We start from the raw sequence: 17,722 nt of genomic DNA on the forward strand, positions 1-17,722 counted from the left end.
TATTTTAAAGTAAACAATAAAAAATAGAATTTATGGTTAATGAAAGAGATGCGTTTTATTCAAATTTAAAACTGCAGCTAGAAGATACAACAGATTTTCCAGCAGAGTACATGTACAAATTTATTGTCCCTACAAGCGAAAATCAAGTACAAGAAGTACAAGATGTTTTTAATAAAGGAGGTGCTGTGATAACAACAAAAAAATCAAAAACTGGCAAATACGAAAGTTTAACCGTTCTTTTAAAAGTAATCAATGCAACAGAGGTTATTGAGTATTACCAAAAAGCTGAAAAAATAAAAGGAATAGTATCATTATAAGGAGTCTAAATCATGAAAAAAATTATTGTAGTAAGTATGTTGTTGATGCATACATTCGTTTTTTCTCAAACGAAGTCTAAAACATTAGTAACGATCAATGATGAAAAAATTTCAGTTGCTGATTTTAAACAGGTGTACGAAAAAAATTTAAACGTTATTGAGAGTGAAGCTTCAAAAGACATTGCGAATAATTTAGATTTATTCATCAATTTCAAATTAAAAGTGAAGGAAGCTTATGCAATTAAATTAGATACCCTCCCGTCCTACAAGAAGGAGATTGAGATGTATCGAAATCAATTATCAGCACCTTACTTACAAGATAAAAGTTTAATAGAAAAATTATTATCGGATGCTTACTATAGAACTAAAAATGAAATCAAAGCCAAGCATATCTTAATTCGCTCTGCTATGGATGCAAGTCCAGCAGACACTTTAGCAGCCTATCAAAAAATTGTAGAAATTAGAAACCGAATTATGGCTGGTGAGGATTTTGAAACTGTTGCCGAAGAGACCTCTGAAGATGAGTCTGCGAGAGATAATTTGCAGAGAAAATACCGAGGAAATAGAGGTAATTTAGGCTATTTTTCCGCATTTAGAATGGTATACCCTTTTGAAAATACAGCTTACAATACAAAAATTGGAGAGATTTCGATGCCTTTTAAAACCCGTTTTGGGTATCATATAGTGAAGGTAGATTCTATACGACCTTCCAAAGGTGAAGTAGAAGTAGCACATATTTTAGTTACAGATACGACACAGGTAGGGAAAGCAAAAATTGAAGAGGCATATGCAAAACTAAATGCGAATGAATCTTTTGAATCTTTGGCAAAAGAATACTCGAATGATACTTCTTCAAAAGGGAATGGTGGAAGATTGAATAAATTTGGTTCTGGAAGAATGGTCCCACCTTTTGATAAAGCAGCATTTTCTTTGAAAAGAGAGGGGGAATTTTCTGCTCCTTTCAGAACTCGTTTTGGATGGCATATCATACAACTCATAAAAAAACATCCTGTAAAATCTTTTGAGGAAATGAAAGCTGAACTAACTACTCGCTTAAAAAATAGCGGTACTATGAAGCTTTCTGATGAAGCTGTTTTAAACAAGTTAAAGAATACATATCAAATTGAAGTCAACGAAAGCTCCAAAGCAATTTTCAAACGAAAAGAGATTAGGAGTATTCCCAAAGATTCTTTACAAAATATTTTGTTGCAAATTAACGAGAAAAAATTCACTCAAGAGGATTTCGTAACCTCTATTCAGAATAAGAAAAACACTCCCATAAATGTGCTTTTCGAAGCTTATAAGGATCAAGAAATACTAAGGTATTTTAAAGAAAATCTAGTGCATACCCAACCTGAATATGCAAATACACTTAAAGAATACGAAGACGGCTTGCTTTTGTTTGAATTGATGAAAGAAAAAGTATGGGAAAAATCGACCAAGGATACTTTAGGCTTGAAAGAATTTTTTATAAAAAATAAAAAGAACTATTCCGAGGATGATTTAACCAAAATCAAGGGGCAGGTCATCAATGATTATCAAAATTTATTAGAGCAAAACTGGATTTCAGATTTAAGAAAGAAGAACCAAGTCATCGTGAACAAAAAACAATTAAAAAAACTGATTCAATTTTACGAAAAAAACTAATGAAATTCATCTCATTTCTTTCGATTCTTTTTCTTTTTTCTTCATGTAATTATCTGAGCTTTAAAAAAGAAGAAATTCTTGTTCCAGTTCCTATAGCGTCAATTTTTGATGATGAATTGTTTGTAGATGATATTCGGAATTTAGTTCCAAAAAATATTTCTAAAGAGGATAGTTTGGTGATTGTGAAAAATATGATACACAATTGGGGAGTGAAAAAAATTATGCTAAAAAAATCCTTAGACAATAATACTTCGCAAGAAAATGCTAAAATTAATAACTTGGTTGAAAACTATAAGCAAAGTTTGTTAATAAATAATTATAAAGAGCAATTGATCAAACAACAATTAGATACCCTTATTTCTGATGAAGAAGTTGAGCAGTACTATGAATTGAACAAACAAAATTTTAAACTCAATGAAGAGCTTTTGAAAATAAAGTATTTACACTTTAAAAAGGATTTAATCAATAAAAAAGAGATTGTATCCTTATTCAAATCCGATGAGATTGAAGATTTAGAAGCTTTAGAAAAACATCAATTGACCTTTAATTCTTTTCAATTAAATGATAGTGTTTGGGTTGCTTTAGATAACATTTTGTTAAAAATCCCTTTTTCGAGAGAAATCCTGTTAAAAAAAACAAAATTCATTCAGAAACAAGATTCATTAAGTTTATATTTGGTCACTGTTAAAGATGTTTTAAAAAGAAACGATCTTGCACCAATGAGTTATATTGAGTCGACCATCAAACAATTAATTTTACACCAACGTAAAATAGAATTAATTAGAAAAATAGAACAAATAATAGTTAAAGATGCCATACAAAACAAAAGTTTCAAAATATATTAAATCCATTATTTTACTGTCTTTTTTTGCGATCTCAATTCAAGGGACAGCTCAGAAAGTTAAAATAGATGGTGTTGCAGTTGTGATTGGAAAGAATATTGTTTTAGATTCTGATATCGATAAGTTTAAGCAAGAAGTTTTATCAAACAGTGAAGGAAAAATTGAAATATCCGATTGTGAAATGTTAGAGCAACTGATGTTACAGAAATTACTTTCTCATCATGCGATTATTGACAGTGTTACTGTTTCAGATTCTCAAATCAATGCAAGTGTTGAAAACAATATTGCTTACTTTAAGCAACAATACGGTTCTGTTGAAAAAATGGTTTCTGCTTATGGTTTTAATGATGAAGACGATTTGAAAAAAGAATTGTACAAAATCGAAAAGGAAAATGCTTTGGTAAAACAGGAGCAACAAAAAATCACAGAAAAAGTAGATGTAACTCCCGAAGAGGTTCGTTTGTACTATCAAGGTTTAAAAGACAAAAACGAATTGCCAGAATTCCCAGCAGAAATTGAATTGGCCCAAATTGTTTTGTATGCAGAACCTACTGAGGAGGAGAATAACCGTATTGTTGAAAAATTGAAAGAAATTCGACAGGATATTCTTGATGGGTCTAGTTTTAAAATGAAAGCGATTATCAATTCCGATGATCCAGCGGTAACTCAAAATGGCGGTAAATACGAACTGACGAAAGAAACTCAGTTTATCAAAGAGTTTAAAGAAGTAGCATTTACCTTAGATACAGAAGGTCAAATATCAGAACCTTTCAAATCTTTGTTTGGATATCATATTATTCAGCTGCATAAAATCAAAGGAAACACTAGATCTGTGTCTCATATTTTAATGCAACCAGAAATTCCAGATGAAAAATTAAAAGAAACTGAAAAGAAAGTAGAAGATATAATCAAAGAGATAGAATCAGGTTCAATTACCTTTGAAGAAGCTGTCAAGAAATATTCTCAAGACAAAGATACCAAAAACAATGGAGGACTGATTATCAATGGTCAAACAGGAGAATCTAAATTCGATTTGACCAGAATGGATCCAGCCTTGTACGCTAGAGTCAACGATCTACAGCAAGGAAGCATGACACCTCCATTTTATGATGAAAGTAGAGGAGGAGAAAAAATGTACAAGTTTTTTTATATGAGAGAAAGAACCAATACTCATACAGCAGATTTGGTTCAGGATTATGAAAAAATTCAAACTCTTGCCCTTCGAAAAAAGAAGGAAGAAACGATTGCAAAGTGGTCTAAAGAGAAAATTTTTGAAACATATATCAAGCTGAATAATAAGCATGCAAAATGCAGTTTCGAAAGAAATTGGAAAAAGGAAATTGGAAAGTAATGTCAGATGTCGTAGCCGTAGATAATTTAGTCGAAAAGTATCATCAATTAAAAAAGGAGATAGGAAAAATCATTGTAGGGCAGAATGAAGCGGTTCACTTTACCCTCGTTTCTCTATTTTGCGGTGGTCATTCACTTTTGATTGGGGTACCCGGTTTGGCAAAAACTCTTTTAGTCAATACGGTCTCTGATGCGTTAGGGTTGAATTTTAAACGAATTCAATTTACTCCTGATTTAATGCCTTCTGATATTTTAGGAAGTGAAATTTTGGATGAAGATCGTCATTTTAAATTTCTAAAAGGGCCTATTTTTGCCAACATCATTCTTGCTGACGAAATCAATAGGACACCCCCAAAAACTCAAGCTGCTTTGCTAGAAGCAATGCAAGAGCGATGTGTAACAATTGCAGGAAATCAATACCCTTTAGCTCCTCCTTTCTTTGTGTTAGCAACACAAAACCCTATTGAACAAGAAGGAACTTATCCTTTGCCAGAAGCACAGTTGGACCGCTTCATGTTTTCGATTCATTTAGAATATCCTACTTTTAAAGAAGAAGTACTTGTGGTAAAAAACACAACCTCTTCAATCGTGAATGCCATAACACCTATTTTGTCTGCTCCAGAAATTATAGCTATTCAACAGTTGATCCGAAGAGTTCCTGTAGCCGATAATGTGATTGAATACGCAGTGAAATTAGTTGGAAAAACAAGGCCCAAGTCAATAGAAGCGAGTGACTTTGTTCAAAAATATTTGGATTGGGGTGCAGGTCCTAGAGCCTCACAGAATTTAATTTTAGCAGCCAAAGCACATGCAATTGTGAGCGGAAAATATTCTCCAGATATCGAAGATGTCAAGGCAGTGGCAATACCTATTCTTTCGCATCGAATTGTGAAAAATTACAAAGCTGAAGCAGAAGGGATTAGTGTTTCAGAGATTATTACCACATTATTTTAGCACTTTTCAGGAAAAAAAGATTACGATTTTTAAAAAGTGATTCTTTATCAATTTAAGATATTTCTGTATGTTCAAAGAAGCTAAAAACATTTCCTCCATACCTTTTGTCGTAAGAATGCTTTTCGTGTTTTGTCAAATCGGTGTGTTTTGAATGCTCAATGATTAAGACTCCCTCTTCTTCTAGCGAATCATTTTCAAAAACCAAATCTACAATTTTTAAAAATTGTTCTTCTTCAAAATCATAGGGAGGATCTGCAAAAATTACATCGGCTTTAAGGGGTGTTTTTTCTAAAAAAACATAGACGTCTTTTTTGTAAGTATTGATGTCTAAATCTAGCTCTTTAGCAGTTTCGTTGATGTACTTGATACACCCAAAAAAGCTATCTACAGCATAAATCTCTTTGGTACCACGAGAAGCAAACTCAAAGCTAATATTTCCAGTTCCTGCAAATAAATCTAGTACGCGTATGGAATCAAAATAATAAGTGTTGTTTAAAATGTTAAACAACGACTCTTTTGCCATATCTGTAGTAGGTCGTACAGGTAATTTTTTTGGTGCCGATAATCTTCTTCCTTTGTGTTTTCCTGAGATGATGCGCATTGGTTATCCTAAAAGTATATAGTTTGTATGATTGGAGAAAGTGGTGTTTGAAAATATTGGGTTTTTGCTTTGTAAGAAATTTATATTTCTAACATATTGAAAAGCAATTTTATAAATGGCATCATTTTTTTCAATCTCTCCTGTGAAAAATAATGGGAATGTATTGGTGTTCAAGCCTAATTGTTCTGCTGTAAAAAGAATGTAGTAAATAAAGTCTTCTTTTGTTTCAAATGAAAATGAATTTGAAAGGAGTACCTGCTTCTTTTCTAATACTACTATCGAAAAGTGTTGTTTTTGAACATCAACATACATGGTCTTTTCTTCTTTGTTTGAAATTTTAATCAGTTTTTCTATTAAAATAGTGGTTGCATGTTTGTATTCAAATTCGCCATAATTTTGAAATAAGTAGTTATTGACATTCACAAACGGTAGATAAACGTTATGAGCTTGTATCGAAGGAAGTGAGTCAAAGGCATAGAAATCAGTCGCTAAGGTTTTAATTGTGTGCCCTAGGTAGTCTTTAAGGTTTTTCTCATTAAAAAACGCCTCAGGAACCAAGGTAGATAAATTGTTTTGGTGAACGACCAAAACTTCTGAAAAATCTTCTTGTAGAAAACTATTTTCTTTAAAAATAGTTTCAATTTCCGTAACTAAATTATCGGCGGTTTGTAGAGATTTTGCAAAGGTATATTCGCAAAAATGTAAGATATTTTGAGTATCTAAGTTTGTAATACAAAAAGAAAATCCATCCAATGTAAATTGGATGGATAATTTATGATGATTAGATTTCTCTAATGATGTGTTAATTGTCTTCTTTGTCACTTTTTTTGTCATATGAAGGAGGCCAGTTTCCACCGGAAGTTACTTCGTTTAAAGAACCTACAGATATAAACTCTCCTTTAATTTGATCAGTAGCATTGGCTTCTAATTCAAGTTTTATTAACGAAGGATTTAAGCCTTCTAAGATTGATTTTTTATCAGTTTTTGCTTCAAAGGTAGGAACAACTAAGCCTTGTACTTTTTCAACAGTACCAATTTCTAATTCAAATTCTTTTCCTTCAATTCCTGGAACTTGAAACATTGTTTTATAGTCAAGGTCTTTAAAATACTTCAATACGGGTTCATAACCAATCGTATCTTTAATTCTCTTTTCTACAGCGACCATCAGGGGTTGCCATCTAGAGCCTTTGTTTACTTGGATCACAGTATCTCTAATCTCCGTAAGTGCTAGTTCTGCGCTGTCAATAAATTGAATTAATCCCGCCTTGTCTTTGGAATACTTTCCTGTTACTTGGTAGTGACGGACTTCTGCTTTTCTAATGATTTTTAATTTTTCAACAACTTTCGTATATCTTTTAACTTTTTCTTCATTAAAATGGATAGGTTCCATAATACCATTGTAAATTTTAGAAACCAATAAAATTGTTATAACTAATAATAGCAACGAAGCTATCCATCTTAACTTTAAAGGTAAATACTTCACGACTACGATAGCCAATCCAATTGCAACTAAAATCGCTGCTAAAATCTGTAATATTAATCCCATCTGATATTTTGTTTATTTTAAGAGTATAGTGGCAAATCTACAATTTTTTTTCAATGATAAAAATTTTTATTCGTATTTCAATGTATCTTTGATCTTTTATCAATTTTATGATCAAATCTCCAGCCGATTTTTATACCGAAATCGTACAAAAATTTCCTTTTACTCTAACAACCAAACAGCGCGAATTGTTTGCTTTATTGGGGAATTTTATATTTGATCCCGATAGGAATGCTATTTTTATTTTAAAAGGGTATGCCGGAACCGGAAAAACGACTACCATTAGTACATTTGTGAATGGCTTAAGGTACGCTGGAATGAAATCGGTCTTACTAGCACCAACAGGTAGAGCCGCCAAAGTAATCGCCGTATATTCTAAGAAACCTGCATTTACAATTCATAAGAAAATTTATTTTCCAAAAAAACAAAGCAATGGGGGAGTCCGTTTTGTCATTCAACCCAATAAGCACACCAACACTATTTTTATTGTAGATGAGGCCTCTATGATTCCGGACAAGTCACAAAACGGTCAGCTCCTTGATTCGACGTCTTTATTGGATGACCTTATTTCTTATGTGTATTCTGGTAAAAACTGTAAATTGGTTTTTGTAGGAGATACGGCTCAGCTTCCTCCTGTAAAATTAGATGTAAGTCCAGCGTTGGTATCTGATACCTTGGAGTTGGATTATGATAAAAATGTAGTAGAAATTGAATTGGATGAAGTGACTCGTCAGCACGAGAATTCTGGTATCCTAGCCAATGCGACTCAATTGCGATTACAAATTCAACAACAAAATGTAGATTTTAGGTTTGATATCAAATTTCCCGATATTATTCGATTGACTGATGGGTACGATATCGAAGATGCACTTGTAACTGCCTATGAAAATGGAGTAGAAGACACTGCCTTTATCGTCCGTTCCAACAAAAGAGCCAATCAATACAACGAGCAAATACGATATCAGATACGAGGGCAAGAAAATGAGATTTCTACAGGCGATTATATCATGGTGGTCAAAAACAATTATTATTGGTTAGACGACACTTCTGATGCAGGCTTTATCGCGAATGGTGATATTTGTGAAGTGGTTCGGATTAAAACAATCAAAGAGTTGTATGGTTTTAAATTTGCAGAAGTAGAAATTAGGATGATCGATTACCCAAACATCAAATCTTTCGAAACGGTTGTGATGTTAGATACCCTTTCTAGCGAGAGTCCTTCTTTGTCTTATGAGGAATCAAATAAATTGTATGAAGCAGTGAAAGAGGATTATGCCGATGAAAAATCTAAATTCAAGCAGTTTTTAGCCATAAAAAACAATAAGTATTTCAATGCGCTACAAATTAAGTTTTCCTATGCCATTACTTGTCATAAATCGCAAGGGGGACAGTGGAAAACTGTTTTTATTGAACAACCCTATTTGCCAGAAGGACCCTCAGTAATTTATTACCGATGGCTATACACAGCCATTACCAGAGCCCAAGAGAAGCTCTATTTAATAGGTTTTAAAGAAGATTGTTTCGATTTAGTTGAATAAGTAATTCAGTTGAATGCTTCCGAAATAATTGGCATTTTTATATCGTAAGTCTTTAGACTTTCTTCCATTTAAATGATAGGCATATCCAAAATTAAATCGGTGTATGGAAAAGCGAAGTCCAAATTCAAGGCTCATATATTCACGAATGAGTTTTTTGGTTACTTCACTACCTGTATTTAAAAAACTACCTTGTATTGTTGCATCATACAAGGTGTAATTAAAATGTGTTTTTAGATAGAAAAAAACTTCCTGCTCGTTATGATATTTAGAAAAATGATCATTAATGCTAGTATTGAAAGCAATCGAATTCATCATTTCTTGTAAAGGGTAAAAGCTCATTCGTCCCAAAAAACCACTAGAAATATTGGTAAAAACAGTTCCCACTTTTGCACTATTGTTCCAAGTAAGGTCGAAGTGGTTGGAGGGATCTGTTATGATTAGTTTCTGATAAGATGCCTGTAAGTTCAATCCAAATGCATTTTTGATTTGATGCTTCCAACCCTCAGCCTTGACAAAACCTCTTATAGTATGAATGGCATCTTGTAACTCTTTTCCAAATGCAGCAGGACCAATCATACCCAATTGTAGAGAGGTAATAAAAATTTGATTGTTGGGATAGATACGATGAATGCCAAAACTTCCATAGAGATAACTCGCAAAAGGTCTGTCATGCATGGAAACATCTGTAACTTCAACTTTATAAGGAGTGAACATTTGATGCCCAATTTTACACTCTAAAATTTTTTTTTCTAACTTTTTAGTGGTATTTTTACTTAGGTAACGATAGGTTAAAAAAATACCATTGGTGTAATATCGATCTTTAGAAATGGAGATGTAATAATCATTATCCGTTTGAAAACTAAACTCTTTGCGGAGTTTTTTCTGTGAATAGAGAACAGAAAAAGAGCAAAAAAACAAAATTAGAATACTATTTTTCATAAGAAAATCAAATATAAGCTTTGTGATTTAATTTCATTAAAATAGAACAATTAGATTAAAAAAACGAAGTACTTTAGACCATTAATTATCTAGTATGATTGAAGAAGAAAAAAAACTAACAGCAGAAGATTTTGAAAGGATTTCGACAACCAAAGACTTGTTAGATGCCTTAGAAAGAAAAAACATTTCATTTTCAAAAGTACAAAAAACTATTTTGTACAATGAAGAATTAAGACAATTACAAATTGAACTTGTTAAACTTCAGCAATGGGTTTCTAAAAACAATAAAAGAGTTGCTGTGGTCTTTGAAGGAAGAGATGCTGCAGGAAAAGGGGGGAGCATTCGACGGTTTATGGAGCATATGAGTCCGAGGTCAACACGTTCTGTCGCGTTAAACAAACCGACAGAAATTGAAAAGGGACAATGGTATTTTCAACGATATATTAAAGAATTACCCAATCCTGGAGAAATTGTTTTTTTTGATCGAAGTTGGTACAACAGAGCTGTAGTGGAACCCGTGATGGGGTTTTGTAGTAAAGAGCAATACAAAGGATTTTTAGTACAAGTTCCAGAGTTTGAGCACATGATGTATGAGGATGGGTTGATTATTATTAAGTTTTGGCTTTCAATATCGAAAGAAGAGCAATTAAAGCGTTTTAGTAATCGAATTATCAACCCTTTGAAAAAATGGAAGTTTAGCCCTGTTGATCAAAAAGGACAAGAATTATGGGATATATATACGCACTACAAAGAAGAAATGTTTTCAAAAACACACACCTCATATAGTCCTTGGGTGATAATCAAAACCAACGATAAAAAGACAGCACGTTTAGAGACTATCCGACACGTACTATCTCAATTCGATTATGATGATAAAGGGACGGTAGCGACAACCTTAACTCCTGATCCAAACATTGTCATGCGTTACTTTCGCTCTAATATTCAAATGGATTAATCATGGAAAATAAATTGACAGAATTAGACCTTAAAAAACTGAACTCCAATAAAGGACTTTTGGCCTTATTGTCCAAAGAACCACTCAGTACAGAAAGAGCCATCCGATTTGTAGACTACGAAAAAAGATTGATAAAACTGCAAACAGAAATTATCCGTTTGCAAAAGTGGGCCATTGAAAAAAATGAACGAATTATCATCCTATTTCAAGGAAGAGATGCTGCCGGTAAAGGGGGAGCAATCCGAAGAGCCACAGAACGAATCAATCCAAGACATATGCGAATTGTTGCTTTGCAAAAGCCCACCTTAGACGAGCAAACGCAATGGTATTTTCAACGGTATGTAGAACAATTCCCAAAAGCTGGAGAAATGGTCTTTTTCGATAGAAGCTGGTACAATAGGGCGGTGGTAGAGCCTGTAAATGGTTTCTGTACCCAAAAACAGTATGAAGTTTTTATGAATCAAGTGAATAATTTTGAACGAATGATTTTAGAATCGGGAATTCATTTGGTTAAAATTTACATGTCAATTTCTAAAAAAGAACAAGCAAAACGTTTTGAAGATATTAAAAGTGATCCTTTGAAACAATGGAAAATGACTGCTGTAGATGAAAGAGCACAAGAACTTTGGGATGATTATACAGAGTATAAAAAAGCCATGTTTGCCAAAACCAATACTGAGGCATCTCCTTGGAAAATTATTCGTGCCAATAGAAAAACAGAAGCACGTTCTAATGTGATCAAACACATTTTAGCAAGCATACCGTACGATAAAAATACAGAAATTTAAGACAATTTAGATTTCATTTTTGTAAATATATAGTACACTTCGCCTGCTATTTGTTGACTGGTCTTTTCATAAATAGCGTCTTGATCTTGAGAATCATCAGAGAATTTTGGGTCTACAAAAGGAAGATGAAAACGATGAGATGCTGTTGGAATAAAAGGACAGTTTTCGTCGGCATTATTACAAGTAGTAACTGCAATAAAAGGATGTAAGTTTTCAGGATCGTCAAACAATTTTGAAAAGCCTAGAATTGATTTTTTTGCGTCTTTAAATGAAATTGAATATTTGGGGTTTTCATGGGAAAAATTGAGAAGCTCAAATTCAAACCCTTCCGATTGTAATGTGTTTACTGTATTTTTGAAAAAAGCAGTGACTTCTGTTCCTCCAGAAAACGCATTGATGTTGAGCTCAAAATAGGCTGCTGCATAATAAGACCAAACTTGACCGAATTGACTTCTACGAGAGTTGTGGGTACAAATAAAGTTTAAATTAACCGTTCCCTCCTTTTGGTATATTGCTGCAAGGGTATTTGCAATATTGTTTAATAATTCAGACCTCTCTTTAGAGATTGACAGTGTAGCATAGGAATTTTCAAAGAAATTTTGAAGAGAAGTAGTTGAAGTCTTTAGCATCTTGTTATTTTTGTGCAAAAATAAGACATAATATTCAAGGTCAAAATTAATTTAAAGTTAAATAATTCTATGAAAATTGGTCAAAAAGTGGCTGTTTTAGATGATGTATTAAAAGGAGAAGTTGTTTCAGTAAACGGAACCACTGTTTCGATTCGAGATACTCAGGGCATGGTGTTTAATTTTGAAGCAAAAGAATTGGTATTGGTCAAAGAAGATCAATTTGAAATTTCGAAATTTTCAGATATCAATCACCCTTTACTCAAAGAGAAAATGCAGGAGCAAGTAAAGAAACCTTCTTTTTTTGTTAAAGACAAAAACGAAGTGATTTTGGAGGTTGATTTGCATATAAACCAATTGACAAAGTCTACTCGTGGGATGGATAACTTTGATATGCTGACTCTACAAATAGATACCGCTAGGAGTAAAGTGGAATATGCAATTCAAAAAAGAATTTCAAAAATTGTCTTTATTCATGGTGTTGGAGAAGGGGTTTTAAAATCAGAACTCAATTCTTTACTCAATAAATATCCTGTAAAATACTATGATGCTTCTTACAAAAAATACGGTTTAGGCGCAACCGAAGTATATATATTCCAAAACCCTAATTAATTCCTATTTTTGTGAAATGAATTTAATTTACTTAGACAATGCAGCCACTACTTCCATCGATCCAGAAGTCATTCATGTGATGCATGCGTCCATGCAAGATACTTTTGGAAATCCATCTTCAACCCATCAATTTGGTAGAAAAGCCAAGACAGCAGTTGAAACGGCTCGAAAAAACATTGCAAATCAATTTAATATCTCTTCAAGTGAAATTGTTTTCACCGCAGGAGGTACAGAGGCAGACAACCTGATCATACACAATGCAGTCGTGCATCTAGGGGTACAGCGAATCATTACTGCAAAAACAGAACATCATGCTGTTTTACATACGGTAGAGCACTTTCAACAATTGGGACTCATTAGCACTGACTATGTTCATGTAGACGAATTTGGATCTGTAGAGATGCATCATTTAGAAACGCTATTAAGTTCTTCTAAGCAAAAAACATTAGTGAGTTTAATGTACATCAACAACGAAGTAGGAACTATTTTACCCGTTGAAGAGGTCTCTTTTTTATGTAAAAAATATGCAGCATTATTTCATTCAGATACCGTACAATTGATTGGGCATTATCCGTTGGATCTCCAAAAAACAGCTATCGATTTTATGGTAGCAAGCGCACATAAATTTCATGGACCTAAAGGAGTTGGTTTTGCCTATTTCCGAAAAGGATTTGGTATTATGCCCATGTTTCACGGAGGCGACTAGGAAAGAGGCGCAAGGTCTAGTACCGAAAATGTGCACAGTATTTTAGGTATGGAAAAAGCCTTGGAAATTTCGATTGCTGGAATGGAAAAGGATCAGCAACATATTTTGAAGATCAAGGACTACTTTATTGCTGAACTTCAAAAATTAGATAAAAGGATTCAGTTTAATGGGCATTCCTCTGATCCAGATAAAGGCACCTACACTCTTTTAAACGTTCGTTTTCCGATTCAAAATGAGATGTTGCTTTTTAGCCTAGATATGGCAGGAATTGCCGTCTCGGGGGGAAGTGCATGTCAAAGTGGTAGTCAGAACGGCTCTCATGTATTGCAAGAGATTTTAAGTGCTACTGAAGTTACGAAGACTTCAATTCGATTTTCATTCTCAAAGTATACCACACAACAAGAAATTGATGCAACTATTTTAAAGCTACAAGAAATTGTATAACTGAGCTCAGATGAAATACACATTCGGATTCCTACTAATAATCACTTCTCTTTCTTCTTTTGCCCAAAATGCACTGAGAATATTTGAAAGTGCCAGTGTGTCTAAAGAGAATTTATTAGAAATTAAAGTGAATGACGGGGACTATTACATTCAGTTTTACACCCCCACAATTGTAGAAACAAATTTTATCCCTAAGGGTGAGCTGAAAAACAAACAATCCCATGCGGTAGTTTTAACTCCGAAGAGACATAAGGTCCGTTTCAAAGAAACTTCAGAAAATCTTAATTTCACTTCAAAAGGGATACGAGTGGAGGTGCAAAAACTGCCCTTTAAAATCTCGTATTTTTATAAAAAGAAGCTCATTAGCTCTGAAAAATTAGGCTATTCTAGAGATTCAGTACACCAGAAAATTGAACTTAATTTGAACCAAGATGAGGTGTTGTATGGAGGTGGAGCAAGAGCTTTGGGAATGAATCGAAGAGGAAATCGCATGCAACTCTACAATAGAGCACACTATGGGTATGAGTCCCATTCTGAGCTGATGAATTTTACCTTACCTATTGTTCTCTCTTCTAAAATGTATATGATTCATTTTGACAATGCACCGATTGGGTACTTGGACTTGGATAGTAAGCAGGACAATACCTTGACTTATGGAACCATTTCAGGACGCAAAACCTATCAAGTTATCGTAGGAGATTCTTGGAAAGCACTCATCGATTCTTATACCGATTTGACAGGAAAACAACCTTTACCTCCCAGATGGACTTTTGGTAATTTTTCTAGCAGATTTGGGTATCATTCTCAAGAAGAGACGGAAGCGACTATTCAAAAGTTTCATGAAGAAAGAATCCCTGTAGACGCTGTAGTTTTGGATTTGTATTGGTTTGGAAAAGAGATTCAGGGAACCTTAGGGAATTTTGAAGTGTACAAAGATTCTTTTCCAGACATGAAGGGAATGATTTCTAAGTTTAGAAAAAAAGGAATCAAAACAGTTTTAATCACTGAGCCTTTTGTATTGACTACTTCAAAAAAATGGGAAGAAGCGTCTGCTAAAAAAATATTGGGAAAAAAGGCAGATGGAAGTCCGTATATCTATGATTTCTATTTTGGAAATACAGGTTTGATTGATATTTACAATCCAGAGGGAAAACAATGGTTTTGGAACATTTATAAGGATTTAAGAAACTTGGGAGCTCAAGGAATTTGGGGCGATTTGGGAGAGCCCGAAGTGCATCCGAGTGATTTGTTACACGAAACTGGGACAGCAGATGAAGTGCACAACCGATACGGACATGATTGGGCTCGATTGATCTTTGAAGGCTACCAAAAAGAGTTCCCAACAGAAAGACCTTTTATTTTAATGCGTGCTGGAGCTGCTGGTTCTCAACGTTTTGGTATGATTCCTTGGTCAGGAGACGTGAGTCGAAGTTGGGGAGGATTACACTCCCAACCAGAAATAGCTCTTCAAATGGGAATGCAAGGTTTGGGGTATATGCATTCCGATTTAGGAGGGTTTGCAGGTGCAAATCTAGATGACGAGCTTTACGCACGGTGGCTGCAATATGGCGTTTTTCAGCCTGTTTTCAGACCTCATGCTCAAGAACAAGTTGCTAGCGAGCCAGTTTACAGAAGCGAACCTACCAAACAATTGGCGAAAAAAGCAATCGAATTGCGATACCAATTATTGCCCTACAATTACAATTTGGCATTTCAAAACAATCAACATGGAACTCCGTTGATGCGTCCTTTATTTTTTGAAGAGCCCAATAACAAAGCACTCAGTTCTAATTCGAGAACCTACTTGTGGGGAGACGATTTTTTGATTTCACCTATTTTAACTGCAGGCGCTCAAAAACAAGAAGTGTATTTTCCAAAAACAGCTTTTTGGTTTGATTTTTATACCGATGCCAAAATCGCAGGTGGACAGACAAAAAGTGTGGATGTGTTTGAAAATTCAATTCCTACTTTTGTGAGAGCAGGGGCTTTTATCCCTATGGCAACATCGATGCAATCTACTGATGAGTACGATGCCAATACGATTGAGTTACACTATTATCACGATGCCTCAGTTACCAAGAGTAAAAGACAATTGTATACAGATGATGGGGCACTTTCGAATGCTTTTGAGAACGAAAAATATGAATTGCTAACATTTGAAGCTGAGCTGACAAAAAAATGCTTAGAAATTCAATTTGAAGCTACATTTGGCGCTCAGTGGAACCCGAAGCAAAAAGAAGTGCTATTGATTCTCCACAATATTGATTGGCAGCCTAAAAAAATTAAAGTAGGGCGTAAAAGAGTACGCATTGCTCAAAAAGAAAACATCCTCAGTATTCCGTTGCAATGGAATGTAAACCGAACATTAAAAATAAAACTAACTCGTAACTAATCATTCATGAAAAAACTACTTTCCATTGGATTAATGACAATTGTTGTAATGGCTTGTGTCAAAAAAGAGGTATCGATGATGCCTGCTATTTCCAAAGCAGATTTAGAAACTGCTGTTATTTATGAAGCAAATATCCGTCAGTATTCCCCAGAGGGGACTTTTGAAAAATTTACAAAAGACATCCCAGAACTCAAAAAATTAGGCGTTAAAATCTTATGGCTAATGCCAATTTTTCCAATATCACAAACCAATCGAAAAGCAACTGGAGGAGCCGATAGCAAGTTTGCTTCTGAGTTTCCTTTGGAAGAACAATCGAAATATTTGGGGAGTTATTATGCAATTTCAGACTACACGAAAATTAATCCAGAATTTGGAACCATCGAAGATTTTAGAGAATTGATAACTACAGCTCACGAACATGGGATTTATGTGATATTAGACTGGGTTCCCAATCATACGGGTTGGGACCATACTTGGTTATCGACACATCGAGATTATTATACCCAAAACGAAGAAGGGCAGGTTATTCACCCAAAAGATACCGATTGGACCGATACCGCAGATTTGAATTACGACAATCCGAAAATGAGAGAACAGATGATTTCGGAAATGAAATATTGGATCCAACAGGAAGATATTGATGGGTTTCGATGCGATGTTGCAGGGTCAGTCCCCACTTCTTTTTGGAAGACAGCCATCCCAGAATTAAGAGCAGAAAAAGATATTTTTATGCTGGCAGAAGCATGGGAACCTGAATTGATGGAAGATTCTCTTTTTGATATGGCATACGCATGGGATGGACATCATCTGATGAACAGTTTGGCAAAAGGAGAAAAAACCATAGAAGATTTGAAAACCTATATCAACAGAACCTATTCAGAGCGCTATGCAGAAGACGATATCTTAATGAATTTTGTTACCAATCACGATGAGAATTCGTGGAGTGGTACTATTCAAGAACGAATGGGAGCTCAGGCGGAACTTATGACAGTAGTAAGCTATATTTTACCGGGGATGCCTTTAATTTATTCAGGACAAGAATATGACTTAAATTATCGATTGAAATTTTTTGAGAAAGATTCGATTCCAAAAACCAAAGGGAAAATGTTTGCACTCTTGGAAAAATTAGGAAAATTAAAAAATAACTATTCAGCCTTGAATGGTGGAAAGCAAAAAGCTACTTTTGAGGTGTTGGAGAGTACCGATGAGGTATTTGTTTTGAAAAGAAATAAAGGAACTCAAACACTACTTTTGATTTCGAATTTTTCAAATACACCTTCACAGGTAACGCTTTCAGAAAAAGGAAGTTTTACCGATTATATGTCTGGAGCGTCTTTGGAGATCAATGGTTTACCTATTTCTCTAGAGGCCTTTACCTATAAAATTTTGATTAATTAAATAGAATTTACTGAGTTGTCTAGATGTCTAAGACGAATAGAGCTAACAGTAGCCGTATTAAAACTAAAGA

At 34.2% G+C, this 17,722-nt stretch carries 16 protein-coding genes and 1 pseudogene; 12 read left to right on the forward strand and 5 right to left on the reverse strand.

Features of this window, described 5'->3' with window-relative positions; all coding sequences use genetic code 11:
* The first annotated feature begins 32 nt into the window (after positions 1–32).
* Genes RRF69_RS09825 through RRF69_RS09845 form a run of 5 tightly spaced genes read left to right on the forward strand, consistent with a single transcriptional unit; the run spans position 33 to position 5,110 of the window.
* Positions 33–317 (forward strand): DUF493 family protein, encoded by a 285-nt coding sequence (locus RRF69_RS09825; RefSeq protein WP_316939612.1) that lies wholly within the window; start codon positions 33–35, stop codon positions 315–317.
* A gap of 12 nt (positions 318–329) precedes the next feature.
* Positions 330–1,964, forward strand: a complete 1,635-nt coding sequence (locus tag RRF69_RS09830) for a peptidylprolyl isomerase (protein WP_316939613.1) — start codon at positions 330–332, stop codon at positions 1,962–1,964.
* Positions 1,964–2,809, forward strand: a complete 846-nt coding sequence (locus tag RRF69_RS09835; RefSeq protein WP_316939614.1) for a hypothetical protein — start codon at positions 1,964–1,966, stop codon at positions 2,807–2,809. The genes RRF69_RS09830 and RRF69_RS09835 overlap by 1 nt, the downstream gene beginning before the upstream one ends.
* On the forward strand, positions 2,775–4,157 hold the full coding sequence (locus tag RRF69_RS09840; RefSeq protein WP_316939615.1) for a peptidylprolyl isomerase: 1,383 nt from the start codon (positions 2,775–2,777) through the stop codon (positions 4,155–4,157). The genes RRF69_RS09835 and RRF69_RS09840 overlap by 35 nt, the downstream gene beginning before the upstream one ends.
* Positions 4,157–5,110 carry a MoxR family ATPase gene (locus RRF69_RS09845; protein ID WP_316941135.1) on the forward strand — a complete coding sequence of 318 codons (954 nt, stop codon included), beginning with the start codon at positions 4,157–4,159 and terminating at the stop codon, positions 5,108–5,110. The genes RRF69_RS09840 and RRF69_RS09845 overlap by 1 nt, the downstream gene beginning before the upstream one ends.
* Before the next feature lie 52 nt (positions 5,111–5,162).
* Here the strand turns inward: RRF69_RS09845 and RRF69_RS09850 are convergent, their stop codons facing one another.
* From RRF69_RS09850 to RRF69_RS09860, 3 genes are read right to left on the reverse strand one after another with little or no spacing between them, the layout of a single operon-like run.
* Positions 5,163–5,711: an RsmD family RNA methyltransferase gene (locus RRF69_RS09850; RefSeq protein WP_316939616.1), complete on the reverse strand. Its 549-nt coding sequence runs from the start codon at positions 5,709–5,711 to the stop codon at positions 5,163–5,165.
* A 3-nt stretch (positions 5,712–5,714) separates the two neighbouring features.
* Positions 5,715–6,533, reverse strand: coding sequence for a DUF3822 family protein (locus RRF69_RS09855; protein WP_316939617.1), 819 nt, complete (start codon positions 6,531–6,533; stop codon positions 5,715–5,717).
* Positions 6,514–7,257, reverse strand: coding sequence for a hypothetical protein (locus RRF69_RS09860; protein WP_316939618.1), 744 nt, complete (start codon positions 7,255–7,257; stop codon positions 6,514–6,516). The genes RRF69_RS09855 and RRF69_RS09860 overlap by 20 nt, the downstream gene beginning before the upstream one ends.
* Positions 7,258–7,364: 107 nt before the next feature.
* Here RRF69_RS09860 and RRF69_RS09865 point away from each other — a divergent pair, with 107 nt between their 5' ends.
* Positions 7,365–8,792, forward strand: coding sequence for an ATP-dependent RecD-like DNA helicase (locus RRF69_RS09865; protein ID WP_316939619.1), 1,428 nt, complete (start codon positions 7,365–7,367; stop codon positions 8,790–8,792).
* Here the strand turns inward: RRF69_RS09865 and RRF69_RS09870 are convergent.
* The gene (locus RRF69_RS09870; RefSeq protein ID WP_316939620.1) at positions 8,781–9,731 is read right to left on the reverse strand and encodes a lipid A deacylase LpxR family protein; all 951 of its coding nucleotides are present in this window, start codon (positions 9,729–9,731) and stop codon (positions 8,781–8,783) included. The two genes, RRF69_RS09865 and RRF69_RS09870, sit on opposite strands and share 12 nt — an antisense overlap.
* A gap of 94 nt (positions 9,732–9,825) precedes the next feature.
* Here RRF69_RS09870 and ppk2 (RRF69_RS09875) point away from each other — a divergent pair, with 94 nt between their 5' ends.
* Both ppk2 (RRF69_RS09875) and ppk2 (RRF69_RS09880) read left to right on the forward strand, forming a co-directional pair.
* Entirely contained in the window at positions 9,826–10,686 is an 861-nt protein-coding gene (gene ppk2, locus RRF69_RS09875; protein WP_316939621.1) for a polyphosphate kinase 2, read from the forward strand.
* A 2-nt stretch (positions 10,687–10,688) separates the two neighbouring features.
* A complete protein-coding gene (gene ppk2 / locus RRF69_RS09880) occupies positions 10,689–11,474 on the forward strand; it encodes a polyphosphate kinase 2 (RefSeq protein WP_316939622.1) in 786 nt (261 codons plus the stop codon).
* Here ppk2 (RRF69_RS09880) and RRF69_RS09885 read toward each other — a convergent pair.
* Complete coding sequence (locus tag RRF69_RS09885; protein WP_316939623.1) at positions 11,471–12,103, reverse strand: hypothetical protein; 633 nt, start codon at positions 12,101–12,103, stop codon at positions 11,471–11,473. The two genes, ppk2 (RRF69_RS09880) and RRF69_RS09885, sit on opposite strands and share 4 nt — an antisense overlap.
* 69 nt (positions 12,104–12,172) lie before the next feature.
* Between RRF69_RS09885 and RRF69_RS09890 the strand changes: the two genes are divergently transcribed.
* The 4 genes and pseudogenes from RRF69_RS09890 (at position 12,173) to RRF69_RS09905 (ending at position 17,652) form a co-directional block, all read left to right on the forward strand.
* Entirely contained in the window at positions 12,173–12,712 is a 540-nt protein-coding gene (locus RRF69_RS09890; RefSeq protein WP_316939624.1) for a Smr/MutS family protein, read from the forward strand.
* A gap of 16 nt (positions 12,713–12,728) precedes the next feature.
* Positions 12,729–13,862: pseudogene (locus tag RRF69_RS09895) on the forward strand (cysteine desulfurase family protein).
* 10 nt (positions 13,863–13,872) lie between these two features.
* Positions 13,873–16,254: a TIM-barrel domain-containing protein gene (locus tag RRF69_RS09900; protein WP_316939625.1), complete on the forward strand. Its 2,382-nt coding sequence runs from the start codon at positions 13,873–13,875 to the stop codon at positions 16,252–16,254.
* A gap of 6 nt (positions 16,255–16,260) precedes the next feature.
* On the forward strand, positions 16,261–17,652 hold the full coding sequence (locus RRF69_RS09905; RefSeq protein WP_316939626.1) for an alpha-amylase family glycosyl hydrolase: 1,392 nt from the start codon (positions 16,261–16,263) through the stop codon (positions 17,650–17,652).
* Positions 17,653–17,722 lie beyond the last annotated feature (70 nt).

This window comes from Polaribacter sp. HL-MS24 (assembly GCF_032758595.1).
Taxonomy (GTDB): Bacteria; Bacteroidota; Bacteroidia; order Flavobacteriales; family Flavobacteriaceae; genus Polaribacter.